General features: G+C 70.6%; 16 protein-coding genes. 15 read left to right on the top strand and 1 reads right to left on the bottom strand.

The window, feature by feature from the left end; genetic code table 11:
• Positions 1 to 34: 34 nt before the first annotated feature.
• Positions 35 to 499, bottom strand: coding sequence for an RDD family protein (locus AC1DGW_RS06955; protein WP_478020941.1), 465 nt, complete (start codon positions 497 to 499; stop codon positions 35 to 37).
• 71 nt (positions 500 to 570) lie between these two features.
• Here AC1DGW_RS06955 and xerD point away from each other — a divergent pair, with 71 nt between their 5' ends.
• From xerD to bcsZ, 15 genes are all read left to right on the top strand, one after another.
• Positions 571 to 1602, top strand: coding sequence for a site-specific tyrosine recombinase XerD (gene xerD / locus AC1DGW_RS06950; RefSeq protein ID WP_478021483.1), 1032 nt, complete (start codon positions 571 to 573; stop codon positions 1600 to 1602).
• 465 nt (positions 1603 to 2067) lie between these two features.
• Positions 2068 to 2847, top strand: coding sequence for a DsbC family protein (locus AC1DGW_RS06945; RefSeq protein WP_478020939.1), 780 nt, complete (start codon positions 2068 to 2070; stop codon positions 2845 to 2847).
• A gap of 256 nt (positions 2848 to 3103) precedes the next feature.
• Complete coding sequence (gene purL, locus AC1DGW_RS06940) at positions 3104 to 6985, top strand: phosphoribosylformylglycinamidine synthase (RefSeq protein ID WP_478020937.1); 3882 nt, start codon at positions 3104 to 3106, stop codon at positions 6983 to 6985.
• Positions 6986 to 7266: 281 nt separating this feature from the next.
• The gene (locus AC1DGW_RS06935; protein WP_478020935.1) at positions 7267 to 8130 is read left to right on the top strand and encodes a glycosyltransferase family 2 protein; all 864 of its coding nucleotides are present in this window, start codon (positions 7267 to 7269) and stop codon (positions 8128 to 8130) included.
• Complete coding sequence (locus AC1DGW_RS06930; protein ID WP_478020933.1) at positions 8127 to 8963, top strand: glycosyltransferase family 2 protein; 837 nt, start codon at positions 8127 to 8129, stop codon at positions 8961 to 8963. The genes AC1DGW_RS06935 and AC1DGW_RS06930 overlap by 4 nt, the downstream gene beginning before the upstream one ends.
• Positions 8964 to 9076: 113 nt before the next feature.
• A complete protein-coding gene (gene pncB, locus AC1DGW_RS06925) occupies positions 9077 to 10255 on the top strand; it encodes a nicotinate phosphoribosyltransferase (protein WP_478020931.1) in 1179 nt (392 codons plus the stop codon).
• A gap of 203 nt (positions 10256 to 10458) precedes the next feature.
• A complete protein-coding gene (bcsE, locus tag AC1DGW_RS06920; protein WP_478020929.1) occupies positions 10459 to 11985 on the top strand; it encodes a cellulose biosynthesis protein BcsE in 1527 nt (508 codons plus the stop codon).
• Positions 11982 to 12164 carry a cellulose biosynthesis protein BcsF gene (gene bcsF / locus AC1DGW_RS06915; RefSeq protein ID WP_478020927.1) on the top strand — a complete coding sequence of 61 codons (183 nt, stop codon included), beginning with the start codon at positions 11982 to 11984 and terminating at the stop codon, positions 12162 to 12164. Before bcsE ends, bcsF begins: the two co-directional genes overlap by 4 nt.
• Positions 12161 to 13804, top strand: coding sequence for a cellulose biosynthesis protein BcsG (gene bcsG / locus AC1DGW_RS06910; RefSeq protein ID WP_478020925.1), 1644 nt, complete (start codon positions 12161 to 12163; stop codon positions 13802 to 13804). The genes bcsF and bcsG overlap by 4 nt, the downstream gene beginning before the upstream one ends.
• Positions 13804 to 13980, top strand: a complete 177-nt coding sequence (gene bcsR, locus AC1DGW_RS06905) for a cellulose biosynthesis protein BcsR (RefSeq protein ID WP_478021481.1) — start codon at positions 13804 to 13806, stop codon at positions 13978 to 13980. The genes bcsG and bcsR overlap by 1 nt, the downstream gene beginning before the upstream one ends.
• Positions 13977 to 14732: a cellulose biosynthesis protein BcsQ gene (gene bcsQ, locus AC1DGW_RS06900; protein WP_478020923.1), complete on the top strand. Its 756-nt coding sequence runs from the start codon at positions 13977 to 13979 to the stop codon at positions 14730 to 14732. The genes bcsR and bcsQ overlap by 4 nt, the downstream gene beginning before the upstream one ends.
• Positions 14729 to 17347, top strand: a complete 2619-nt coding sequence (gene bcsA / locus AC1DGW_RS06895) for a UDP-forming cellulose synthase catalytic subunit (RefSeq protein WP_478020921.1) — start codon at positions 14729 to 14731, stop codon at positions 17345 to 17347. Before bcsQ ends, bcsA begins: the two co-directional genes overlap by 4 nt.
• Positions 17344 to 19680, top strand: a complete 2337-nt coding sequence (bcsB, locus tag AC1DGW_RS06890) for a cellulose biosynthesis cyclic di-GMP-binding regulatory protein BcsB (RefSeq protein ID WP_478020919.1) — start codon at positions 17344 to 17346, stop codon at positions 19678 to 19680. Before bcsA ends, bcsB begins: the two co-directional genes overlap by 4 nt.
• Positions 19680 to 23252 carry a cellulose synthase complex outer membrane protein BcsC gene (bcsC, locus tag AC1DGW_RS06885; protein WP_478020917.1) on the top strand — a complete coding sequence of 1191 codons (3573 nt, stop codon included), beginning with the start codon at positions 19680 to 19682 and terminating at the stop codon, positions 23250 to 23252. Before bcsB ends, bcsC begins: the two co-directional genes overlap by 1 nt.
• Complete coding sequence (bcsZ, locus tag AC1DGW_RS06880; RefSeq protein WP_478020915.1) at positions 23236 to 24369, top strand: cellulose synthase complex periplasmic endoglucanase BcsZ; 1134 nt, start codon at positions 23236 to 23238, stop codon at positions 24367 to 24369. Before bcsC ends, bcsZ begins: the two co-directional genes overlap by 17 nt.
• The last annotated feature ends 99 nt before the right edge of the window (positions 24370 to 24468 follow it).

The raw sequence follows: 24468 nt of genomic DNA, 5'->3' as shown, positions 1-24468 counted from the left end.
CGCCGCCGCGCGCCGGTGCAACGACGTACCGGCGCTATTCCTTGGGTATGCGCACCAGCCGGGTATTGCTCAAACGGTCGTGCCAAGTAAGCCGATCTCGATCAACCAGCGCCCACCAGAATCCCAGCCCGCCGCACAGCAGCGACAGCGTGCCGGCCGCGTAGCGCTTCCACAGCATGCCCATCGAAGGCGTGCCGTCGGTGCCGCGTACATGCAGCCGCCACGGGCGCATGCCCAGCGTCTGTCCGCCGCGCTTCCAGCTGACCGTCGCATACACGCCGGCCACCGCCCAGCAGCACAGCCACAGCAGCCACTGCAGTGGGCTGTACGGGGCGATGTTGTGGTGCGTGTTGCCGCTCGCAACCACGTCCAGCAGGGTGAACGGCACGGCGGTGAGCATCCACAGCGCCAGCGCCGGCCACAGGTCGTAGAACAGCGCCAGCAGCCGGCGCAGCAGCAGCGGCGAAGGGCGGGGCGGGGAAGCGGTGTCTGCGTTCATCGCGCGAGCATACGGGCTGGCGTGCGCGATGTGGATGGGCAGCGGTGCCGGCAATGCCTATCCTTCGCGCGATGACTTCGCTTTCCACCGCCGCCGAACGCCGCCAGCTGGTGATGCAGTTGCCCCCATTGCGCGAGGAGGACGGTCACCGCATCCAGCGCTTCCTCGATGCGATCTGGGCCGAGCAGGGGCTGGCGCGGGCGACGCTGGACAGCTACCGCAGGGACCTTGAAGGACTGGCGCGCTGGGCGAACTGGCGCGCCTGCGGACCATCTGGCCGCGCACCGGTGCATCCGCTCGTGGTTTCTCCACGGGGAAGCCTTCTGGCCGGCATCGACCGGCCGGGCCTGTTCGACTATCTGGCCTGGCGCACCCATCACGGCTGGTCGCCGCGCAGCAATGCGCGGCTGCTGTCGGCGCTGCGCGCGTTCTTCGCCGATTGCCTGCGCCGCGGCGAGCGCGGCGACGATCCGTCCGCGTTGCTGGAGCCGCCCAAGCTGCCGCGGCCATTGCCCAAGGCCCTGGCCGAAAGCCAGATCGAGGCCCTGCTGGCCGCGCCGGATATCGCCACGCCGGAGGGGCTGCGCGACCGCGCCATGCTGGAACTGATGTATGCCGCCGGGCTGCGCGTCAGCGAACTGGTCGACCTGCCGGCCAACGCGGTCAACCTGCGCCAGGGCGTGCTGCGGGTGACCGGCAAGGGCAGCAAGGAGCGGCTGGTGCCCCTGGGCGAGGAGTCCCGGCACTGGCTGGAGCGCTACCTGGCCGACGCGCGCCCGGCGCTGGCGGCCGGCCGGCCGGTGCAGGCCACGGCCGGCGGCCAGGTGCCGCTGTTCCTGGCCCGCGGTCAGAAGCCCCTGACCCGGCAGCAGTTCTGGGTGCTGGTGAAGACCTGCGCGGCGGTGGCCGGCATTGACCCGGCGCGGGTCAGCCCGCATGGCCTGCGCCACAGCTTCGCCACCCATCTGCTCAACCATGGCGCGGACCTGCGCGCGCTGCAGATGCTGCTCGGCCACAGTTCGCTGTCCACCACCCAGATCTACACCCTGGTCGCCCGCGAGCACCTGCAGAAACTGCACAGCAGGCATCATCCGAGGGGGTGAGGCAGGCCGCTTGCGCGGCACTGCCGCGCGGCCTGCCGAACGCCGCGCCAAGCTGAAGCTAGGGCGCCGGCAATGCCCGCCGCGCCGCCGCGCGCCCGGATCCAACCGCAATCAAGGATGTTCATGATGAAGCCTGGCAACCCTGGCGCCGGCCTGCGCCCGGCCGGCTTACCCGGCAGGCCCCACATCGGCGTGCAAGGGTCGCAGAGTGCGCCGTAGGTGCCTGGCTTGCCCGGCACGGGCTTCCCCGGGAAAGCTCCATGCGGGGCAAGCCCCGCATCTACGGTGAGATTTCGCGTCAGGGATGAAGTCCGTGCAGGCCCAAGGCGTGCCCCGCGCTGCAGCGCCGAACCCTCTCGCAGGTTCCGTGCGGACGGCGCCAACCCAACCGCCCCCCTGAACGCCCCCAAGCCCCGGGTATGCGAGAATTGCCCGGCTTTCTGCCTCTCTTTCCCTGGAATCCCCATGCTCCGAATCGCCATCGCCGCGCTGCTGGGCGCGATCAGCCTGACTGCCTGCGCGCAGTCGAAGGCGCCCGAAACCACCACCGCTGCGGCTCCGGCCGCCGGGGATGGGGCGGTCGAAAAGCGGGTGCGCGACGCGCTCAAGCAGCTGGACCCGAACTTCAGCCCGGACTACATCGGCGCCGCTCCGTTCGCCGGCTTCCGCGAGGTGGTGGTGTCCGGCCAGGTGCTGTACGTCACCGACGACGGCCGTTTCCTGCTGCAGGCCCAGCCCTACGACATCGGCAAGCGCGCGCTGGCCACCAGCGAAGGCCTGCTGGCCTACCGCCGCAAGCTGCTGGCCACGCTGCCGCATTCGGACCGGATCGTGTTCGCGCCGCCGAACGCCAAGTACACCATCAGCGTGTTCACCGACATCGAGTGCGGGTACTGCCGCAAACTGCACCAGGACATCGCCGAGCTGAACCGCCAGGGCATCGCGGTCGAGTATCTGGCGTTCCCGCGCATGGGCCTGGGCAGCAAGGACCACACGGACATGATCTCGGTGTGGTGCGCCAGCGACCGCAAGGCGGCGCTGACCGCGGCCAAGTCCGACCGCCCGGTGGAGGCGAAGAACTGCACCAACCCGGTGGCGATGCAGTACAACGTCGGCCAGCAGCTGGGCATCAGCGGCACCCCGGCGATCTTCGCCGCCGATGGCACCCAGTTGGGCGGCTATCTGCCGCCGGCGCAGCTCAAGGCGGCGCTGGAGCGGCTTCCCGGCGCAGCCGGCAGCCCCTGAGGCGATACGGGAAACGGCGGCCTCGGCCGCCGTTTCTGTATCCGCCCTCTCTGCGGCCATTCTCCTTGCCGTGTGCGGGAGATGCCGACGCGGTGTCTGACCGCCGCCCTTCACCTGCGGGGCGGCAGCAGCGAAAGCCGTTGACGGCGGCCATGTCGTTTCCGGCAAGGCGAGGCACTGTGCCGGCGCCGGCTCCAGCCTGGGGCGTCGGCTCCGGTACAATGGCGGGCCCGACTCCCACCATGGTCTCCCGGACATGATCGTCCTCGAGGGCGCAGCCGCCCTTTCGCCGTTCCGCCGCGAACGTCTTGAATCCCGCCTGCAGTCCATCGCCGCCGATCTGCGCATCACCGGTGCCTGGCACGTCTATTTCACCCAGGCCGCCGATGCCGCGGCCGTCGACCAGGCCACGCTGGGCCGCATCCTGCAGGGCCAGCCGCAGCCGGCCGAAGCCGCCGCGGATACGGTCTCGCGCTACGTGGTGCCGCGCCTGGGCACGCTGTCGCCCTGGTCGAGCAAGGCCACCGAGCTGGTGCGCGGCGCCGGCCTGCCGATCCAGCGCGTCGAGCGCGGTACCCGCATCGACCTGGGCGGCTGGCCGTCCGACCCCGCAAAGCAGGCCGCCGTGGCCAGGCTGCTGCACGACCCGATGACGCAGTCGCTGCTGACCGGCATCGAGCAGGCGCGGGCGCTGTTCACCAGCCTGGCGCGCGGCCAGCTGGAGCGCATCGCGCTGGCCGACCTGGAAGCGGCCAACAAGCGCCTGGGCCTGGCCCTGGCCGACGACGAGATCGACTACCTGCGCCAGCGCTACGCCGAACTCGGCCGCGATCCGTCCGACGTCGAACTGATGATGTTCGCGCAGGCCAATTCCGAGCACTGCCGGCACAAGATATTCAACGCCAGCTGGACCATCGATGGGCAGGAGCAGGACCGCTCGCTGTTCCGCATGATCAAGAACACCCACCAGCAGACGCCGCAGCACACGCTCAGCGCCTACAGCGACAACGCGGCGGTGATCGAAGGCGAGCCGGCCGCGCGTTACCGCCCCGATCCGGCCACCGGCAGGTACCGCAGCGAAGCGGTGGTGCCCAGCGCGTTCCAGATCAAGGTGGAAACCCACAACCACCCGACCGCGATCGCGCCGTTCCCGGGCGCCTCGACCGGCGCCGGCGGTGAAATCCGCGACGAAGGCGCGACCGGCCGCGGCGGCAAGCCCAAGGCCGGCCTGACCGGCTTCTCGGTCTCGCACCTGCGCATCCCGACCCTGCCGCAGCCGTGGGAAGCGCCGCGCGCGCTGAACCCGCGCATGGCGCCGGCGCTGGACATCATGCTCGACGGCCCGCTCGGCGGCGCCGCGTTCAACAACGAGTTCGGCCGCCCGAATCTGCTGGGTTACTTCCGCAGCTTCGAGCTGCCGGAAGAGGGCATCACCCGCGCCTACGACAAGCCGATCATGCTGGCTGGCGGCCTGGGCGCGATCGACCGCGTGCAGGTGGACAAGCTGAAACTGCAGGATGGCGACATCGTCATCGTGCTCGGCGGTCCGGCGATGCTGATCGGCCTGGGCGGCGGCGCCGCCTCGTCGGTGGCCTCGGGCGAGAGCGCCGAAGACCTCGACTTCGCCAGCGTGCAGCGCGACAACCCGGAAATGGAGCGCCGCTGCCAGGAAGTGATCGACCGCTGCGTGGCGATGGGCGTCGACAACCCGATCAAGTTCTTCCACGACGTCGGCGCCGGCGGCTTGTCCAACGCCATCCCGGAACTGTTGCACGACTCCGACGTCGGTGGCGTGATCGACCTGGGCAAGGTGCCCACCGATGATCCGTCGCTGTCGCCGCTGGAGCTGTGGTGCAACGAATCGCAGGAACGCTACGTGCTGGGCATCCCGGCCGGGCGCCTGGCCGAGTTCACCGCCATCTGCGCACGTGAGCGCTGCCCGTTCGCCGCGGTCGGCATCGCCACCACCGAGGAACGCCTGGTCGTGGCCTACGGCGCGACCCCGGGCAACATCCCGGCCGATGCGCCGATCGACCTGCCGATGGACGTGCTGTTCGGCAAGGCGCCGAAGATGCACCGCGACACCGCGCACCCGGCCGCGCCGCGCTGGCCGGCGCTGAAGACCGCCGGCATCGACCTGCATGACGCGGGCCTGCGCGTGCTGTCGCACCCGACCGTGGCGGCAAAGAGCTTCCTGGTCACCATCGGCGACCGCAGCGTCGGCGGCCTGACCGCCCGCGAACAGATGATCGGCCCGTGGCAGCTGCCGATGGCCGACGTCGCCATCACCCTGGCCGGGTTCGACACCTGGGCCGGTGAAGCGATGTCGCTGGGCGAACGTACCCCGCTGGCCCTGCTCAATGCCGCGGCGTCCGCGCGCATGGCGGTGGGCGAAGCCATCACCAACCTGTGCGCCGCGCCGCTGACCTCGCTGGACACGGTCAAGCTGTCGGCCAACTGGATGGCCGCCTGCGGCCACAACGGCGAGGACGCGCTGCTGTACGACGCGGTCAAGGCGGTGGGCATGGAACTGTGCCCGCAGCTGGACATCAGCATCCCGGTGGGCAAGGACTCGCTGTCGATGCAGGCGCAGTGGCAGGCCGACGGCAAGGCCGAGAAATCGGTGTCGCCGGTGTCGCTGGTGATCTCGGCGTTCGCGCCGGTGGTCGATGCGCGCCAGCAGCTGACCCCGCTGCTCGACCGCGAAACCGAAAGCGAGCTGTGGCTGATCGGGCTGGGCGCAGGCAAGCAGCGCCTGGGCGGTTCGATCCTGGCGCAGACCCAGGCCGACCACAGCGCCTTGCCGGCCTTTGCCGGCGAAGTGCCGGACCTGGACGACCCCGAGCGCCTGCGCGGCTTCTTCGAACTGATCCGCGACGCGCGCGAAGCCGGCCTGCTGCTGGCCTATCACGACCGCAGCGACGGCGGCGCGTTCGCCGCGCTGTGCGAGATGTCCTTCGCCTCGCGCCTGGGCCTGGACATCGTGCTCGACGCCTGGGGCGATGATCCGTTCCGCAGCCTGTTCAACGAGGAACTCGGCGCCGTGGTGCAGATCGCCCGCGAAGACCGCGCCGCGTTCGCCGACCTGGTCGAACGCCACGCGCTGACCGAGTGCGCGCAGCGCATCGCCCGCCCGACCACCGCGCCGATGGTGCGCGTGCAGCTGGAAGGCGAAACGCTGGTCGAATGGCGTTGGGAAGAACTGTTCGACGCCTGGTGGTCGGTGACCCACGCCATGCAGAAACTGCGCGACAACCCGGAAGCGGCCGACCAGGAACGCGCGGTCGCGCGCAGCTTCAATGCCCCGGGCCTGAAGCCGAAGCTGGCGTTCGATGCGGCCGAGGACGTGGCGGCGCCGTTCATCGCCACGGGTGCGCGCCCGAAGGTGGCGATCCTGCGCGAGCAGGGCGTCAATGGCCAGATCGAGATGGCCAACATCTTCGAGCGCGCCGGCTTCGACGCCTTTGATGTGCACATGAGCGACCTGATCGAAGGCCGCGTGCAGCTGGCGGACTTCCGCGGCATCGCCGCCTGCGGCGGTTTCAGCTACGGCGATGTGCTGGGCGCGGGCCGCGGCTGGGCGACCTCGATCCTGGAGCGCCCTGCGCTGCGCGAGGCCTTCGCGGCGTTCTTCGCGCGACCGGACACCTTCGCCCTGGGCGTGTGCAATGGCTGCCAGATGATGAGCCAGCTCAAGGACATCATTCCCGGCGCGGAGCATTGGCCGAAATTCCTGCGCAACCGCAGCGAGCAGTTCGAAGCGCGTACCGCATTGCTGGAAGTGATGGAATCGCCGTCGATCCTGCTGCGCGGCATGGCCGGCTCGCGCCTGCCGGTGGCGGTGGCGCACGGCGAGGGCCGTGCCGAGTTCGACAGCGCGGTGGACCAGGCCGCCGTCGACGTTGCGCTGCGCTACGTCGATGGCGACGGCAAGGCCGACCCGCAGTACCCGCTGAACCCGAATGGCTCGCCCGCCGGCATCACCGGCCTGACCACCCGCGACGGCCGCGTCACCATCCTGATGCCGCACCCGGAGCGCACCCCGCGCACGGTCAACCTGAGCTGGGCGCCCAAGGGCTGGGGCGAGGATTCGCCGTGGCTGCGCATGTTCCGCAACGCACGGGTGTGGTGCGGCTGATCCAGCCGCGCCATCGCCGGGCCTGCGCAACACGCAGGCCCGGTGTCAGCCCCCGGGGGAGCGGTTTCAGCTGCGAAAGAGGGCTGTCCCGTTGCATTCGCCGCAATGCCGCCTGGGCACTGAAGGTGGCACCTGTTTGAAAGCGCCATCGCGGTTGAAACCACTCCTGCGGGGTGCGCGTGGTTCCGGGCGGCTGCTAGAGTTCGGCGCGTCGGTACCAGGGAATCACCGGTCGTGACCACTTCCGCACCATCCGTTCCACGTAATGCCGGGATCGCTGCATGACCCTGCCGGTGATCCTGTTGCCGGTAGGCGTGGACGATGCGGCGCTCGATGCCTGCCTGGCGGCGCTGGAAGCGGCCACGCCCGCCGGTACGCCGATCTGGCTGGCCGACGATGCGCAGGGCGGGCCGCGCGTGCAGGCGGTGATCGAACCCTGGCTGGCGCGCACGCAGCTGCAGGCCGAATACACGCGGCGTCCGCGCGCCATCGGCGAATCGGCGCACCTGGAGGAAATGCTGCGGGCCTGCGGCGATGCCGACGTGGCGGTTCTGGCGCCCGATGCATTGCCGCTGCCGGGCTGGCTGCAGCAGCTGTGCGACTGCCTCGCGCGCGATGCTTCCATCGCCACCGCCACGCCATGGAGCAATGCCGGCGAGACCGTGGCCTGGCCGCGCGCGGGCGAGCTGAATCCCTTGCCGTCCGATGCCGCGCGGCTGGTACGGGCCTGCGCGTCGATGCCGCTGCTGCATCCCGAACTGCCCTCGGCGGTCACCCATGCGGTGCTGATACGCGGCAGCGCACGGCGTCGTGCCGGCGGGCTGGATACGCAGAGCTGCGCGTCCTGGTATGCCGCGCTGGTGGACCTCAGCCTGCGCATGAGCGGGTTGGGCTGGCGCAACGTGCTGTGCGACAACGCCTTCGTCGGCCGCCACGACGAAGGCCGGCCCGCCGATGGCGACATGGAAGTGCTGGCCAGCCGCTGGCCGACCTGGACCGCACGCCTGGCCGGCTTCCTGATGGACGACCCGCTGCATGCGCATCGCCAGCACCTGCAGCAGCTGTGCGAGCAGGCGGCGATGCCCGCGCAGCAACCCGACCTGTTCGGCGATGGCGACGATCCGGCGGCGGAGGCGGTGCCGTGAGCGCGTCGATCGCCGTCGTCGTGGTCAGCTACCAGAGCGCCGCGACGCTGGACGAGTGCCTGCGGCGGCTGCGCGACGCGCGCGACGTGGCGCAGATCCGCGTGGTGGACAATGCTTCGGACGATGGCTCGCTCCGCATCGCCCAGCGCCATGCGCTGGCCGATGCACGCGTACGCTTCATCGCCAATCCGGACAATCCCGGCTTCGCCACCGCCTGCAACCAGGGCGCGCAGGACAGCGACGCGCCGTGGCTGGCCTTCGTCAATCCGGATCTGATGGTCGAGGCCGATACGCTGGCGCGGCTGCGCGACCTCGGCCAGCCGCTGGGCGACTGCCTGCTCGGCGTGGAGCAGGTGGACGAGCAGGGCCGCCCGGATGCGGCGGTGCGCCGCCGCGATCCCGACTTCGCGGCGATGCTGCGCAATCCGGCGGCCGGCGCGCGGCTGGCGGTGGCGGCCGATCCGGCGCAGCCGCTGCAGCCGGTGCCGGCCCTGTCCGGCGCCTTGCTGCTGATGCCGCGCGGCCTGTTCGACCGCATCGGCGGCTGGGACGCGGGCTACCGGCTGCATGCCGAGGACCTGGACCTGTGCCGGCGCGCGCGCGAAGCCGGCGCCAAGGTGGCCGTCGCCAACGAACTGGCGGTGCTGCACGTGCGCGGGGTTTCCAGCCGCGCGCGGCCGTTCTTCGTCGAATGGCACAAGCATCGCGGGCTGTGGCGCTATTTCCGCAAGTTCGAGGCGCCGCGCCGTAGCCTGCCGGTGCGCGCGGCGGTGTGGTGCGCGATCTGGACGCATGCGGCCGTGCAGGTGCCCAGGCTGCTGCTGCGCCGGTAGGAAGGCCCGTGCCGCATGAAGCCTCACCGGGAAAACCCGGTGTGGAGCGAACCCTGCGCCATCGGGGATTTCCCGCAGCGAAGCGTTCCCGGCGGGCGGCGCATAATGCCCCCATGATCATCCAGTCCCTGCTCGATACCGACCTCTACAAGTTCACGATGATGCAGGCGGTGCTGCACCAGCACCCCGGGGCGATCGTGCAGTACCGCTTCAAGTGCCGCACGCCGGGTATCGACCTGGCACGCTTCATCGACCAGATCAGCGCCGAGATCGATCATCTGTGCAGCCTGCGTTTCACCGCGGACGAACTGGACTACATGCGCGGGCTGCGCTTCGTGAAGCCGGACTTCGCCGATTTCCTCGGCCTGTTCCACCTGGACCGCAAATACATCGACCTGCGCGCCTCGGCCACCGTGCCGGGCGAGATGGAACTGGACATCGCCGGTCCCTGGCTGCACACCATCCTGTTCGAGGTGCCGCTGCTGGCGATCATCAACGAGGTCTGGTTCCGCAACACCAGCACGCCGGACTTTGCCGAGGGCGAGCGCCGCCTGCGCGCCAAGACCGCGCTGCTGCGCGACACGCCGGGTTTCGGCAACTGCCGCATCGCGGACTACGGCACCCGCCGCCGCTACTCGCGCGACTGGCACGCGCACATGCTGCCGCTGCTGCGCGACGCGCTCGGCACGCAGTACGTCGGCACCAGCAACGTGCATTTCGCGCGCCGCTACGGCATGACCCCGCACGGCACGATGGCGCACGAATACCTGCAGGCCTTCCAGGCGCTGGGCCCGCGCCTGCGCGACTCGCAGGTGGCCGCGCTCGAGTCGTGGGCGCGTGAGTACCGGGGTGACCTGGGCATCGCGCTGTCCGACGTGGTTGGGCTGGACGCCTTCCTGCGCGACTTCGACATGTATTTCTGCAAGCTGTTCGACGGCGTGCGCCACGACTCGGGTGATCCGTTCGCATGGGGCGACCGCATGCTGGCGCACTTCAAGGCCAACCGCGCCGATCCTTCCAGCAAGATCCTGGTGTTCAGCGACGGCCTGAACATCGAGAAGGTGATGCGCCTGTACGACTATTTCCGCGACCGCTGCCAGGTCGCCTTCGGCGTGGGCACCCACCTGACCAACGACCTGGGGCCGACCCCGCTGAACATCGTCATCAAGATGGTGCGCTGCAATGGTCAACCGGTGGCCAAGCTCAGCGATTCGCCGGGCAAGAGCATGTGCGACGACCCGGGATACCTGGCCTACCTGCGGCAGGTATTCGGCCTGCCGGCTGGGTCCTGAGCCACGACGCGCGCCAGGGAGCGCGCGGATCCTTCGCTTGCCTGCCTTCTACACACGGCGTGGAACCGCCGTGTGTCAGGCTCGCCGTGAGCAAGTGACATTGAGATGACGGATGGGGCGGGTTTAACTGTGACCTCCGTCATGGATCCTGTGTGGGGCGAGGGACGGAGAGCGGCGGTGCGTCTGCCGACAGGGACACGACTTTGAAGACGACTTCACTTGCCATCGACGGCTTGCCGTACGAACTCACCCGCCTGCGTGCGGGCGGGGTGTATTGGATCGCCTGCGCCGATGCCGCCCATGCCGACCTGTTCGCCGCCGGTGTCCTCGCCGGATCGGCCGAATTGCCTCTGGCCGTGGTGGCCGCGCTTGGGCGCTCGCCGGCATCGATGGTCGCGCCGCTTGCGGCCGAGCAGGGGCCCGCGCGCATCCGCCTGCATGAAGCGGCGGTCGCCGACCTGCCGCCCGCGGTCCGCGCGCTGCCGGCCGACCTGGCGCGCTGCGCCGCCGCGCGCGACACCCTGTGCGTGGTGCAGGTGCCGGCGGCCGCGCTGGAAAACCTGGAAGGCGCCGGCCTCGCGCGCTGGTGCAGGCAGTTGCACGACTGGGCCGTCGCTGGCGGCCACTGCGTGCTGCTGCTGTGCCATGGCGAGGTGGCGACACTGGCGCCGCGACTGCTGCCCCTCAACCGGTTGTGCAGCGGCGTCGCCCAGTTGTATCCGCACCGCGGCGCGCTGCAGTACCTGGTGCATTACTGGAGCAACGCAGAAGGCGTGTTCGCGCATCGCGATTTCGAAGCCGAGTGGCGCGGCTTCCGCCTCGGCGTGATCGCCGACGGCGACGGCCTGATGGCCGCGGTGCTGGCGCAGGAAGGCGGCGACCGTTTCCTCTACCTGGCGCAGGCCGACGCGCTGGAAGGCGCGCCGCCGTTCTCGCCGGCCTGGCGCCTGTTCGAGAACTGGTCGGCGCTGGTGGCCGCCGCGCTGCAGGCGCAGGCGGCCACGGTGGTGCTGTCGATCGACGAGAACGCCGATGTCGATGCGCTGACCCGCATCGTCTTCCGCCTGCGCAGCGAACGCGGCAACGGCCTGAAGCTGGTGGTGCGCGAGATGCAGCCCTGCCTGCGCTATGCCGACGAGCGCCTGTTGCTGGAATCCGGCGCCAGCCTGGTGGCGCCGTCCAGCCTGCCGCTGGCGCGCTTCCTGACCCTGCTGGAAACGATCCAGGGCCAGGTCTGGCAGGGGCGTCTGCCGGAGGACCCGGAGCGGCTGATCCGCCTGCACCGGCCGCCGGATGTCGGCGGCATCGTCACCCCGGTGCAGTTCAGGCAACTGGCCGGCGAGCTGCTCGACCAGGGCGAGGGCGTGGTGGAAAGCGCGGTGCTCGTCCTGCAGCCGGTGGCCGGGGTGAGCCCGGTGCAGGCGCTGCAGCAGCTGCAGATGCGCCGTCGCGGCGATTTCGCCTGCATGCACGCGGGCCAGGTCTGGCTGTTCCTGTTCGCCTGCCGCAGCGATGGCGTCGAGCGCGCGCTGGGCAATCTGTTCCGCCTGCCATGGCGCGAATTGTTCGATGGCTACCAGCGCCTGGCCGAACACGACGTGGCCGCGATGAGCGCGGCCGAGGGCGGCGTCGCGCCGCCGCAGCCGCGACAGGTGCCGGTCATGGCGCCCGCCGCGCCGGCACCGTCGTGGACGGCGCCGCGACCGATCCGTCTGGGGGGCGAACGATGAACGACCAGCAGGTATGGAGCCTGGTGGCCGCATGTGCGGTGGTGATGATTCCCCTCGGCGTGATGCTGGGTGCGATAGGCCGGGCGCTGCGCGCGCGCCTGCGGCGCAGCCTGCCGCCGCGTTACCTCAGGCGGGTGGGCGAACGTCGCCGCCAGGCTGGTCCGCGGAGGCAGGCATGAGCAATGTTCCCACCGCTTCGGCAGCGGCTTCCACGCCGTGGGCATGGCCTGATCTGCGCGGCTGGAACCTGTATTTCCTGTCCAAGGTGATCCTCGCCTGGATGGGCGCGCTCGACCTGCACATCCTGCCCAACCTGCTGCTGCTGGCGGCCCTGCTGGTGCCGTTGCCGTGGCGCCGCGCACGCATCGCGCGCACCGTGGTCGCGATCCCGGTGGCGGTGGCGCTGTACTACCAGGACACCTGGTGGCCGCCGTTCGAACGCCTGCTGGCACAGCCGGGCGTGCTGGATTTCTCGGCCTCGTACTGGCTGGAACTGCTGGGGCGCTTCATCAACTGGCAGATGGTCGCGCTGCTGGCGCTGCTGGTCTTCGGCTATCTGCTGCTCAAGCCCTGGCTGCGGGTCACCACGCTCAGCGTGCTGGGAATGCTGGGCATGGCAGCGATGGCGCTGCCGCTGCCAGCCGGCCTGCAGTTCGCCGGCGGCGATGCGACGATGGCACAGGGCGGTGCGGGTACCGGCGCGGCGGCGCGTGGCGGCCCGGCCAGCAACGAAACGCTCAATGCCTGGCTGGCCGGCTTCTACCAGCAGCAGGCCGGCCTGAAGACCGCGTTCCCGCCGGCCCACGGCGGCACGCCCTTCGACGTGATCGTCCTCAACATCTGCTCGCTGGCCTGGAGCGATCTGGATGAAGTGGGCATGCGCCACAACCCGTTGTTCGACGGGATGGACGTGGTGTTCGACGACTTCAATTCGGCTACGTCCTACAGCGGGCCGGCGGCCATCCGCCTGCTGCGCGCCAGTTGCGGCCAGACCTCGCATACCGCGTTGTTCGATCCGGTGCCGGCGCAGTGCCAGCTGTTCGCCAACCTGCAGGCGCTGGGCTTCCAGAACGAACTGGCGATGAATCACGATGGTCACTTCGACGACTTCATCGGCGACCTCACCAAATACGGCGGCCTGGCCGCCACGCCGTTGCCGATCGAGAACTACCCGCGCGCGCTGATCGCCTTCGACAAGTCGCCGCTGCGCCGCGACAGCGATGTGCTGACCGGCTGGCTGAAGCGCCGCCAGGCCGAATCCAGCGGACAGGTGGCGCTGTTCTACAACACGATCTCGCTGCACGATGGCAACCGCATCGTCGGCGCCGACGGCCGCGCGATGGCCAGCGACTACAAGGCGCGCGCGCAGATGGTGCTGGGCGACCTGGAAGGCTTCATCGACGCGCTGGAGAAGAACGGCCGCCGCGCGATCGTGGTGGTGGTGCCGGAACACGGCGCGGCCCTGCATGGCGACCGCATGCAGATCCCGGGCATGCGCGAGATTCCCAGCCCCTCCATCACCCATGTCCCGGTGGGCGTGAAGCTGGTCGGCATGGGCATCCCGGCCGCGGCCGGCCCACGCCACGTGACCACGCCGAGCAGCTATCTGGCGATTTCCGAACTGGTGGCGCGGGTCTATGCGCTCAACGCCCAGGCGCCGGCCGACGGTCGCAACTGGGAGGGCCTGCTGCAGGGCCTGCCGACGACGCCGTCGGTGTCGGAGAACGAAGGCGCCAAGGTCATCGATTACGACGGCAAGCCGTGGCTGCAGCTCAAGGGCAGCCAGGCATGGACGCCCTACCCGGAGGACAAGCCGTGATGGTGAACCCAGTGACCGCGGGGCTGACCTCGGAGGAGGACGACATCGACGTCCTGCGCGAGCACCTGCACATGCCGGACCTGCCCTATCTGGATTTCTCCGCGCAGCGCGCGCAGGCGCAGGCGCTCGCGCGCTGGCCGCTGTTCGCCGAACTGGCGACGGAGCCGCGGCGATGACCACGATGCTGTCCCTGCAGGGCGTGCGCGGCGGCGTCGGGGTGACGACGATGGTGGCCGCGCTTGGCCATGCGCTGCATGCGCAGGGCGAGCGCGTGCTGCTGGTCGAATGCAACCCCGACCACCTGCTCGGCCTGCACCTGGGCCTGCCGGCCGCCGAGGCGCGCGGCTGGGCGCGTGCATGGCTGGAGGGGGGCGACTGGCGCGAGGCGGCGTTCGAATCGATGCCGGGGCTGGCCCTGCTGCCGTATGGGCTGGCCAGCGATGTCGACGTGGCTGCGGTCGAGCAGCGGCTGCGGCAGTCGCCGCGGTTCTGGGCCGAGCGCCTGCCGCCGCTCGCGGCGCAGTTCGACTGGATCCTGTTCGACCTGCCGCAGCGGCTCGACGCGCATGTCGCCGCGGTCAACCAGCACGCCGCCTGCGCCTTGCCGTTGCGGCTGGCGACGGTGGACCCGGGCAGCCACGTCCTGCTGCAGCGGCGCGTGGACGACGCGCGCCGGGTGCTGTGCAACCGCTACGACCCGGCGATGGCGGTGCAGCGCGACCTGATGCAGCTGTGGATCGACGGCGGTCCGCCGCTGGTGCCGCAGCCGCTGCACGAGGATGCGAGCGTGTCCGCGGCGCTGGCGCGCAAGCTGCCGCTGGGCGTCGATGCCGATGGTTCGCAGGCCGCGGCCGATGTCGCCAGCCTGGCGGTGTGGTGCCTGGCCGAGCGTGGGCGCCTGCGCGCGCGCGGAGGGCGGCGGTCATGAGCCTGCGCTACCTGCGCTGGCCGCAACTGCGCGAAACGGCGCGGGCGCCGCTGCCCACGCTGTGGCTGTTGTGGCTGCTGCAGGCGCTGGGCTGGGCCCTGCTGCGGCTCGAGGGGCCGGCCTGGCAGGCGCTCGCGCCGCGCCTGCCCGATGCCTTCCCGCAACTGCAGCCGTACCGTCGCTGGCGGTTCGGCGACCCGCTGCGGATGCTGATCCAGGCCGGCTGGCTGTTGCTGGTCCGCATCACCCCGCAGACCTCCAACCGCCGCCATCGGCTGGCCGCGGCCCGGCGCCGCCATGTCGCCGGGCTGCGCGGTGCCGCCGACCGCGGCTGGCGGCGCTACCTGGATGCGATGCGCGGCCTGCCGCGACTGGTCTGGAACAGCAATGCGTGGCAGCGCGCGCGCCGCACCCTGGGTGGGCTGTCGCCGCGCGCGCGCCGGTGGCTGACATTCGGCGCGGGCCTGGCCACGCTGGGGCTGGCGCTGCTGTGCATCACCCAGCCGTTCAGCTATTTCGCGCAGCTGGTGTTCGTGCTGCTGCTGTGGGGCATCGCCCTGCTGGTGCGGCGCGTACCCGGCCGCTACGCCACGCTGATCCTGGTGGTGCTGTCGATCACCGTTTCCTGCCGCTACCTGTGGTGGCGCTACACCGCCACGCTCAACTGGAACAGCAATTTCGACCTGGTCTGCGGCATCGTCCTGCTCGCGGCCGAAACCTATTCGTGGCTGGTGCTGATGCTGGGTTACGTGCAGGTGGCCTGGCCGCTGCAGCGCAAACCGTCGGCGCTGCCGGCCGATCCGCGGCACTGGCCCACGGTGGACGTGCTGATCCCGACCTACAACGAGGAACTGTCGCTGGTGCGGCATACGGTGCACGCCGCGCTGGGCCTGGACTGGCCGGCGGACAAGCTGCGCATCCACCTGCTCGACGACGGCAAGCGCGCCGAGTTCCGCGAGTTCGCCGCGCAGGCCGGGGTCAACTACATCACCCGCAGCGACAACCGCCACGCCAAGGCCGGCAACCTCAACCACGCGCTGGCCCAGCTAGACGGCGAACTGGTGGCGATCTTCGACTGCGACCACCTGCCGGTGCGCTCGTTCCTGCAGATCAGCACCGGCTGGTTCCTGCGCGACCCGAAACTGGCGCTGGTGCAGACCCCGCACCATTTCTTCTCGCCCGATCCGTTCGAACGCAACCTGCGCGTATTCCGCCGCGATCCCAACGAGGGCGAGCTGTTCTACGGGCTGGTACAGGACGGCAACGACCTGTGGAACGCGGCCTTCTTCTGCGGCTCGTGCGCGGTGCTGCGGCGCGCGGCCATCGACGACATCGGCGGCTTCGCCACCGAGACCGTCACCGAGGACGCGCATACCGCACTGCGCCTGCACCGCAACGGCTGGAACTCGGCCTATCTGCGCATCCCGCAGGCCGCCGGCCTGGCCACCGACAGCCTCGGCGCGCACGTCAACCAGCGCATCCGCTGGGCGCGCGGCATGGTGCAGATTTTCCGCATCGACAATCCGCTGCTGGGCAAGGGCCTGAGCCTGTTCCAGCGTTTCTGCTACGCCAACGCGATGCTGCACTTCCTGGCCGGCATTCCGCGGCTGGTGTTCCTGACCGCGCCGCTCGCGTTCCTGCTGCTGCACGTCTACATCATCTACGCGCCGGCGGTGGCGATCCTGCTGTTCGTGCTGCCGCACATGGCGCACGCCAACCTCACCAATTCGCGCATCCAGGGCCAGTGGCGCCGCCCGTTCTGGGGCGAGGTCTACGAGACCGTGCTGGCCTGGTACATCGCGCGGCCGACCACGGTGGCGCTGTTCAGCCCGACCAAGGGCAAGTTCAACGTCACCGAGAAGGGCGGCACCCAGGCCGGCGACCGCTTCGACTGGAAGGTCGCCCAGCCCTACCTGGTACTGGCGCTGCTCAACATCGCCGGCCTGGTGTTCGCGGTCTGGCGCTTCCTGCATGGTCCGGCCGACGAGCGCGGCACGGTGATCGTCAGTTCGCTGTGGGTGCTCTACAACCTGCTCATCGTCGGCGGCGCGCTGGCGGTGGCCGCCGAAGTGCAGCAGGTGCGCCGCACGCACCGCGTCAGCCAGCGGCTGCCGATGGCGCTGCGCCTGCCCGACGGCCGCACCCTGCGCGGGGTCATGCACGACTATTCCAACGACGGCGTCGGGCTGGAACTGGCGCAGGCGCCGGAGCTGGCCACCGGCACGCGGGTCTCCCTGCTGCTCGGCCGCGGCCGCCGCGAGTTCGCGTTCGCCGCGGTGGTCCAGCGCAGCGTCGGCGCGCGCCTGGGCCTGCTGCTGCGGTTCGAGAACGAAGCGCAGCGGGTGGAGTTCGTGCAGTGCACCTTCGCCCGCGCCGACGCCTGGTTGAACTGGCACGCCGGCTACCAGCCGATGAGCCTGCCGCGCAGCCTGTGGAGCGTGCTCAAGCTTGGCTGGCAGGGCTATCGCCGGATAAGCGACTTTTCGCCCATCGATCTCGACCGGCCGATGCACTGGAGCCGCCGCGCCCTGCGCTGGGCGGCCAGCTTCGCGCCGCAACGTCCATTTCCTTCCTACCCGGCTGACCCAGCCGCTGACCCGGGGCTTCGTCCATGAGCATTTCCTCTTCACTGCGCTGGTTGCTGCTGCCGTTGTTGGCGCTGCCCGTCGCCAACGGTTCCAGTGCGCCGCAGGCAACACCGGCGGCTCCCCCGGCGCCGGACGCCGCACCTGTTCCCGTCGTACCGGCCACCACGCCGCAGGCGCCGGGGGCGGTCTGGTCCGGCGCTGCCTGGCCCTGGCAGCGCGCCAGCACCCTGGCCCAGCTGGGCCGCCGCCAGGACACGCTGCTGTCGGGCATCCGCAACACCACCACGTTCGAGTTCCAGGTGCGGCGTGACCGCCTGGCGCGCGAGGCCGAGCTCGACCTGAGCTTCACCCCGTCGCCGTCGCTGCTGCCCACGCTCTCGCACCTGCGCGTCTATCTCAACGACGCGCTGATGGACGTGGTGCCGATCGGCAATGACCAGCTCGGCCGACCGGTGCAGGCCAAGGTGCCGCTGGACGCGCGGCTGATCGCCGATTTCAACCAGGTCCGGCTGGAGTTCGTCGGCCATTACACCGACATCTGCGAAGAGCCGACGCACAGCTCGCTGTGGGTCAACCTGTCCAGCAACACCACCCTGCGCCTGGGCGGCCAGCCGCTGGCGGTGCAGGACGACCTGGCCAACTTCCCGTTGCCGTTCTTCGACCCGCGCGACAGCGCGCGGCTGGAGCTGCCGGTGGTGTTTGCCGGTTCGCCGTCGGTGGCGCAGCAGCGCGCGGCCGCGCTGATGGCCTCGTACTTCGGCAGCATGGCCGGCTGGTGGCGGCAGGCGCGGTTCCCGGTCAGTTTCGACCGGTTGCCGGCGCAGGGCCACGCGGTGGTGATGGCGGTCAACGGCAGGTTCCCGTCGGTGATCGCCAGGCACGCGCCGGTGCAGGGGCCGGTGATCGAACTGGTGTCGCTGCCCGAAGATCCGCAGCGCAAGCTGCTGCTGGTGCTGGGCCGCAACGACGAGGACCTGCAGACCGCGGTGTCGGCGATAGCTGCTGGCAACGTGCTGTTCCGCGGCACCCGCGTGCAGGTGGACGAGGTCAAGCCGCTGGCGCCGCGCAAACCTTACGATGCGCCGAACTGGGTGCGCACCGACCGCGCCGTGCGCTTCGCCGAGCTGCTCGACTACCCGCAGCAGCTGCGCGCCAGCGGCATCGCGCCGCAGCCGATCGTGCTCAACCTCAACCTGCCGCCGGACCTGTTCATCTGGCGCAACCAGGGCATCCCGCTCAACCTGCGCTACCGCTACACGCCGCCCTTCAGCAGCGACGAATCGCGGCTGAGCGTGGGCATCAACGACCAGTTCATTTCCAGCTTCCCGCTGATCCGCCGTTCCGGCAAGCAGGGCCTTGAGGAGATCCGCCTGCCGGTGCTCAGCGGCGATGCCGGCGCCGGCGATGGCAAGCTGCTGATCCCGGCGCTGAAGATCGGCGACCGCAACCAGCTGCGCTTTGATTTCAACTTTGCCAGCGTCATGGGCAGCGCCCAGCGCGACCACTGCCAGACCGTGCTGCCGCCCAACCTGCAGGCGGCGATCGAGGAAGATTCCTCGATCGACTTCTCCGGCTTCCACCATTACATGGGCCTGCCGGACCTGGCTGCGTTCGCCTTGAGCGGCTTCCCGTTCACGCGCATGGCCGACCTGTCCGAGACCGTGGTGATGATGCCGCCGCGCGCCAACGAGGCGCAGGTCGGCCTGCTGCTGAACCTGATCGGCGGTCTCGGCGTGCAGAGTGGTTATCCGGCCTACGGCCTGCGCGTGAGCGAGGACTGGAAGCAGGCCGCGCGGCTGGACGCCGACGTGCTGATGCTGGGCGAACTGCCGGCCGAACTGCGCGGCAGCGACAAGCTCTCGCTGATGATCGACAACCAGCGCACCACGCTGCGCAACGGCCGGGTGAACTCGCCGCAGGAAGCGGTGATCGAGGCGCGTCTTGGCAGCGCCGGTGGCGACGCGGCGATCAACCGCGTCGGCGTCACCGCCGATGCGCCGTTCGCTGCGATCATCGGCCTGCAGTCGCCGCACCACGCACAGCGCAGCATCGTGTCGTTGGCCGCCAGCAAGGATGCGGACTACGCATTGCTCGACGATGCGCTGAGCGACATCGGCAAGCGCGAAGCCATCGCCGGTTCGGTGTCGATCCTGCGCAGTTCGGGTATCCACAGCCAGTTCGTCGGCGAGCATTACTACGTCGGTTCGCTGCCGTGGTGGCTGCTGCTCTGGTACCACCTGGCCGACCATCCGGTGCTGCTGGCGGTGCTGGCCACGGTGGTGGTGCTGATGGTGGCGTTCCTGTTGTGGCGCGCGCTGCGCTGGGTGTCGCAGCGGCGGCTGGAAGCGGCCGAGCACTGATGCCCCGTCGTCTTCCCCTGTCGGTGGCATTGCTGGTTGGCCTGGCCGGTATCGGCCAGGCCGCCGCGCAGGAACTGCCGCCCACGCCGGCCGGCAGCGTCGCCTCGCAGCGGCAATGGCTGCTGCAGCAGGTGCGCATCGGCGAGGCCACCGGCCGCCAGCGGCTGATCGAGGACGCACTGGCGCGGCTGCGCCTGCTGGCGCCGGACGACCGCGCCACCATGGTCGCGATCCTGGAAGTGCAGCTGTCGCAGCAGAAGATCGACGACGCCACCGGAACCCTGCAGCGCCTGCGCCAGGCAGGCGCGGGCAGCCGCGAACTGCTCGCCGGCGAACGGCTGTGGGCGGCCTATCGCGGCGACATGCAGGCGGACCTGCAGCAGGCGCGCATGCTGGCCACCGGCGGGCGCAACGCCGAGGCGCTGGCGATCTACCGCCGGCTGTTCGACGACGACCCGCCGGGCATGCAGCTCGGCCTGGAATACTGGCGCCTGCGCGGCGCCGAACCGGCCGGCCGGGCGCTGGCGATCCGCCGCCTGGTCGCGCTCGACGAGGCCTATCCCGGCAACACCGTGCTGCTGCAGACGCTGGCGCAGTTCCTGTTCGCCGCCGGCCGCGACAGCGAGGCGCTGGCGGCGCTGCAGCGCATGGGCAACAACCCGGAAGCACGCACCTATGCCGCCGACGCGGAGTGGGATTACCTGTCCTCGCGCCAGGCCGATGCGGCCAACGTGCGCCGGCTGCAGTCCTTCATCGCCCGCTATCCCGGCTGGGTGCACATGGATGACGCGCGCAGGCTTTATGACGAGCAGCGCAAACGCGTCGGCAACCCGGCCTGGCTCGCGGGACTGCGCGGTACGCAGCTGCTGGACGCCGGCCGCAACGCGGAGGCGGAAGCCGCCTTCCGCCAGGCCCTGCGCGGGTTTCCGGAAGAAGCCGATTTCCAGGGCGGGCTGGGACTGGCCCTGATGCGCCAGGGCCGCCGCGAGCAGGCGCTGGAACAGTTCCAGAAAGCGCAGCACCTGCAGGCCGATACCAGCAACAGCGACAAATGGCGCGACCTGATCGCCAGCACCCGCTACTGGCTGCTCATCGACCAGGCCGACGCCGCGCTGGAAGCCGGCGAACTGGACCGCGCGCAGTCGCTGTACACGCAGGCGCGCCGGCAGCAGCCGCGCGAGATCAACGCGCAACTCGGCCTGGTCGACGTGGCGGTGGCACGCGGCGACGATGCCACGGCCGGCCGCGAGCTGCAGGCCGCGCGGCGCATCGCGCCGAACGACGCGAACCTGGTGCGCAAGCTGGTGCAGTTCTACGGACGCACCGATCCGGCGCAGCTGGAAAGCTATGTCGCCGGCCTGCCGGCGGCACAGCGCGGGCTCTACGCCGACGAACTGCGCAACCTGCGCCTGGCGCGGCTGCGCGAACAGCGCGAGCGTGCGCTGGCGGCAGGCAACATGGCCAGCGCCATCGAGCTGGGGCGCGAGCTGCGCCGCGAGCAGCCAGGCGACCCATGGCTGGCCTATTCGCAGGCCAACGCGCTGCGTGCCAGCGGCGCGGCTGAGGAGGCCGACGCGGTGATCGCCGACATGGCCGGCAAGGCCGGCAACACGCCCGAATCGCGCTACGCGCAGGCGCTGTATCTGTCCGGCTCGGACCGCCTCGGGCCGGCGCTGGCCGCGCTGGACGAACTGCCTTCCGCGCAGTGGAACGACGACATGCGCGCGCTGGCCGCGCGCCTGCGCCGCCAGCAGGCCACGGCGCGTGCCTGGGAGCTACGCGCGGCCGGGCGCGAGGACGAGGCCATCGCCCTGTTGCGGCAATTGCCGCAGGACGCGGACATCCAGTTGACGCTCGCCGACTGGGCGCGCCTGCGCGGCGATCATGCGCAGGCACTGCAGCTTTACGGCCAGGTGCTGGATGCGCAGCCCGGCAATGTGGACGCGCAGCTGGGCCGCGTGCAGGTACTGATCGACAGCGGCGACCTGGAAGGCGCGCGTACACGCATGGCGCAATCGCCGCCCGCGGTGGAACCGGGCAATGTCGGCCAGCAGCGGCAGCTCGCCGCGATCTGGTCCGGCCTGCACGACGACGCCCGGGCGCTGGAGATCCTGCGCGGCGTGCTGGCCGCCAAGACCGGGCCGGACCCGCAGGTCTGGCGCGATGCCGCGCGGCTGCTGCGCGCCGGCGACCCGCAACAGGCGCTGGACATGTATGCCCGCGCGATGGAGGAGAACGGGCTGCTCGCACCGCAGCAGGCGCAGCCGCGCGACAACCGCGCGTTGACCCGCGCCAGCCGCGAAACGGCCGGCGACGACTGGCTGCGGCGCAGCCTGCGCGATGACGTGGAGACGCTGTACCGGCAGCAGAATCCGACGCTGACGGTGATGCAGGATTCGGGGCGGCGCAGCGACGGCACGCCGGGCATATCCAGGCTCGCGCGCGACACCCGCATCGCCCATCTCGACGCGCCGTTCGTCGGCGGGCTGGGCTGGGCGCGGCTGGAGCAGGTGCGGCTGGACGCGCGCCGTTTCGAGACCGACGCCAGCGGCTTCCACGACCAGGATTTCGGCAGCTGCGACCTTTCGCTGCCGCGCCCCGACGGCAGCTCCCTGCAGGCGCCGGGCTGCGACACCCGCCTGCGCCAGCGCATGAACTCCGGTGCCGGCTTCGCGGTGGGCTGGCGCACGCTCGACGACCGCTGGAACTTCGATATCGGCCACACTCCGTCCGGCTATGCGGTCGGCAACTGGCTCGGCGGCGTCACCGTCAATGGCGACCTCGGCCGCTTCGGCTGGGGCGCCACGCTGTCGCGGCGGCCGATGACCAACTCGCTGCTGTCGCAGGCCGGCGCGGTCGATCCGCGCAGCGGCATCGTATGGGGCGGCGTCACCGCCAACGGCGTCACCTTCAGCCTCGGCTACGACCAGGGCGGCCGCAACGGCGTCTGGTCGAACTGGAGCTGGCATCGCCTGACCGGCCGCAACGTCATGGACAACGACCGCGCCCGCGCGATGGCCGGCTGGTACCACAAGCTGGTACAGCGTCCGGACCTGCGCGTGGACATCGGCCTGACCGGCATGTACTGGCGCTACGCGCACGATCTGGGCGGCTACTCGCTGGGGCAGGGCGGCTACTACAGTCCGCAGCGCTACGCCTCGCTGAGCGTGCCGGCGAGCCTGGCCTGGCGCAACGACGACTGGTCGGTGCGCGTGGATGCCTCGCTGAGCGTGTCCAGCGCGCGCACCGCTTCGATCAGCCGCTTCCCCGAGCAGTCGCTGATCGAGCGCGTGGTCGAGCAGCTGCAACCGCTGTATGGCCCGCTCACGCTGGACCCGGCCGGGCTGTACACCGCCGATTCCAGCAGCACCGGAACCGGCCACCGCCTGTACATGGCGGTCGAGCGCCGGCTCGGCGACCACCTTGTGCTGGGCGCCGCCGGCACCCTGCAACGCAGCCAGGACTATTCGCCGAACACGTTCCAGCTCTATCTGCGCTACACCCTGAAACCCTGGCAGGGCAACCTGCCGCTGCCGGTTTCGCCGCTGGTGCCGTATGGCGAGTTCCGCTGACCCCACGCGCCGCATGCTGTTGCAGGCGATGGCCGCCGCGCCGCTGCTGGGCATGCTGCCGGCGGCATGCGCGGCGGAAGGCTGGCCGCGCTGGCGGGTGCTGGCGGACAGCAGCCTGAGTACAGACGGGCGCATGATCGACCGCAGCCAGGACGATCTGCGTACCACCTCGGAAGGGCAGTCGTATGCGCTGTTCTTCGCCCTGGTCGACAACGACCAGGCGCTGTTCGACCGCGTCCTCGCCTGGACGGTAAACAATCTTGCCGGCGGCGACATGGGCAGGCGCCTGCCGGCGTGGCTGTGGGGGCGCGACGCCAAGGGTGACTGGGGCGTGCTGGACGACAACCCCGCCTCCGACTCCGATCTGTGGCTGGCCTACAGCCTGCTCGAAGCCGGGCGCCTGTGGCATCGTCCGGCGCTGCAGCGCATCGGCCAGGACATGCTGGCGCAGGTACGGCATGGCGAAATCGTCGATCTGCCGGGACTGGGGCCAATGCTGCTGCCCGGCCCGCAGGGCTTCGTCGAGGAGGGGACGACCCGGGTCAACCCCAGCTATCTGCCGCTGCCGCTGCTGCGCCGTTTCGCCGCTGTCGATGGCGACGGGCCGTGGTCGGCGCTGGCCGCCAACACCGTTGAACTGCTGCGGCAGACCGCTCCGCATGGTTTTGCCCCGGACTGGGCGGCATGGCGCGATGGCGCCTTCGTTGCGGATCCGGTCAAGGGCGCGGTCGGCAGTTACGACGCGATCCGCTGCTACCTGTGGGCGGGCCTGCTGTCGCCGCGCGACCGTTTGTTCCGCGCGCAGATGCAGGTGCTGTCCGGGCCGCTGCAGCGGCTGCGCGAGGGCAAGCCGATGTGGGAAAAGGTCGACACCCGCAGCGGAGCCGGCGAGGGAGAAGGCGGCTATGGCTTCCGTGCCGCCCTGCTGCCCTACCTGCTGGCGCAGGGCGAGCGCACGCAGGCGCAGGCGCTGCAGTCCAGCCTGCCCACCCACGAGCAGCAGCGCAGCGACGCACCCGCCTACTACGCGCAGATGCTGGCCCTGTTCGGCCACGGCTGGGCCGAAGGGCGCTACCGCTTCGCCGCCGACGGCCAGTTGCAGCCGCGCTGGCGTTGATGCGCCGGCGCGGTGCGTCGGGCCCGCGTGCGATGCGTCGTCTCTGACGGGCTCGCGTCCGCCCGGCACCGGCGATGGTCGCCGCCGAGGACTCCGTTC

The organism is Stenotrophomonas sp. 05N423 (genome assembly GCF_056397145.1).
This window is presented reverse-complemented; position numbering and strand designations above follow the sequence as displayed.

What these genes read in the sequence shown, in the direction of transcription:
- AC1DGW_RS06955 (WP_478020941.1), bottom strand. Translation starts at nt 499, where the DNA reads ATGAACGCAGACACCGCTTCCCCGCCCCGCCCTTCGCCGCTGCTGCTG.
- xerD (WP_478021483.1), top strand. Translation starts at nt 571, where the DNA reads ATGACTTCGCTTTCCACCGCCGCCGAACGCCGCCAGCTGGTGATGCAG.
- AC1DGW_RS06945 (WP_478020939.1), top strand. Translation starts at nt 2,068, where the DNA reads ATGCTCCGAATCGCCATCGCCGCGCTGCTGGGCGCGATCAGCCTGACT.
- purL (WP_478020937.1), top strand. Translation starts at nt 3,104, where the DNA reads ATGATCGTCCTCGAGGGCGCAGCCGCCCTTTCGCCGTTCCGCCGCGAA.
- AC1DGW_RS06935 (WP_478020935.1), top strand. Translation starts at nt 7,267, where the DNA reads ATGACCCTGCCGGTGATCCTGTTGCCGGTAGGCGTGGACGATGCGGCG.
- pncB (WP_478020931.1), top strand. Translation starts at nt 9,077, where the DNA reads ATGATCATCCAGTCCCTGCTCGATACCGACCTCTACAAGTTCACGATG.
- bcsF (WP_478020927.1), top strand. Translation starts at nt 11,982, where the DNA reads ATGAACGACCAGCAGGTATGGAGCCTGGTGGCCGCATGTGCGGTGGTG.
- bcsG (WP_478020925.1), top strand. Translation starts at nt 12,161, where the DNA reads ATGAGCAATGTTCCCACCGCTTCGGCAGCGGCTTCCACGCCGTGGGCA.
- bcsR (WP_478021481.1), top strand. Translation starts at nt 13,804, where the DNA reads ATGGTGAACCCAGTGACCGCGGGGCTGACCTCGGAGGAGGACGACATC.
- bcsQ (WP_478020923.1), top strand. Translation starts at nt 13,977, where the DNA reads ATGACCACGATGCTGTCCCTGCAGGGCGTGCGCGGCGGCGTCGGGGTG.
- bcsA (WP_478020921.1), top strand. Translation starts at nt 14,729, where the DNA reads ATGAGCCTGCGCTACCTGCGCTGGCCGCAACTGCGCGAAACGGCGCGG.
- bcsB (WP_478020919.1), top strand. Translation starts at nt 17,344, where the DNA reads ATGAGCATTTCCTCTTCACTGCGCTGGTTGCTGCTGCCGTTGTTGGCG.
- bcsC (WP_478020917.1), top strand. Translation starts at nt 19,680, where the DNA reads ATGCCCCGTCGTCTTCCCCTGTCGGTGGCATTGCTGGTTGGCCTGGCC.
- bcsZ (WP_478020915.1), top strand. Translation starts at nt 23,236, where the DNA reads ATGGCGAGTTCCGCTGACCCCACGCGCCGCATGCTGTTGCAGGCGATG.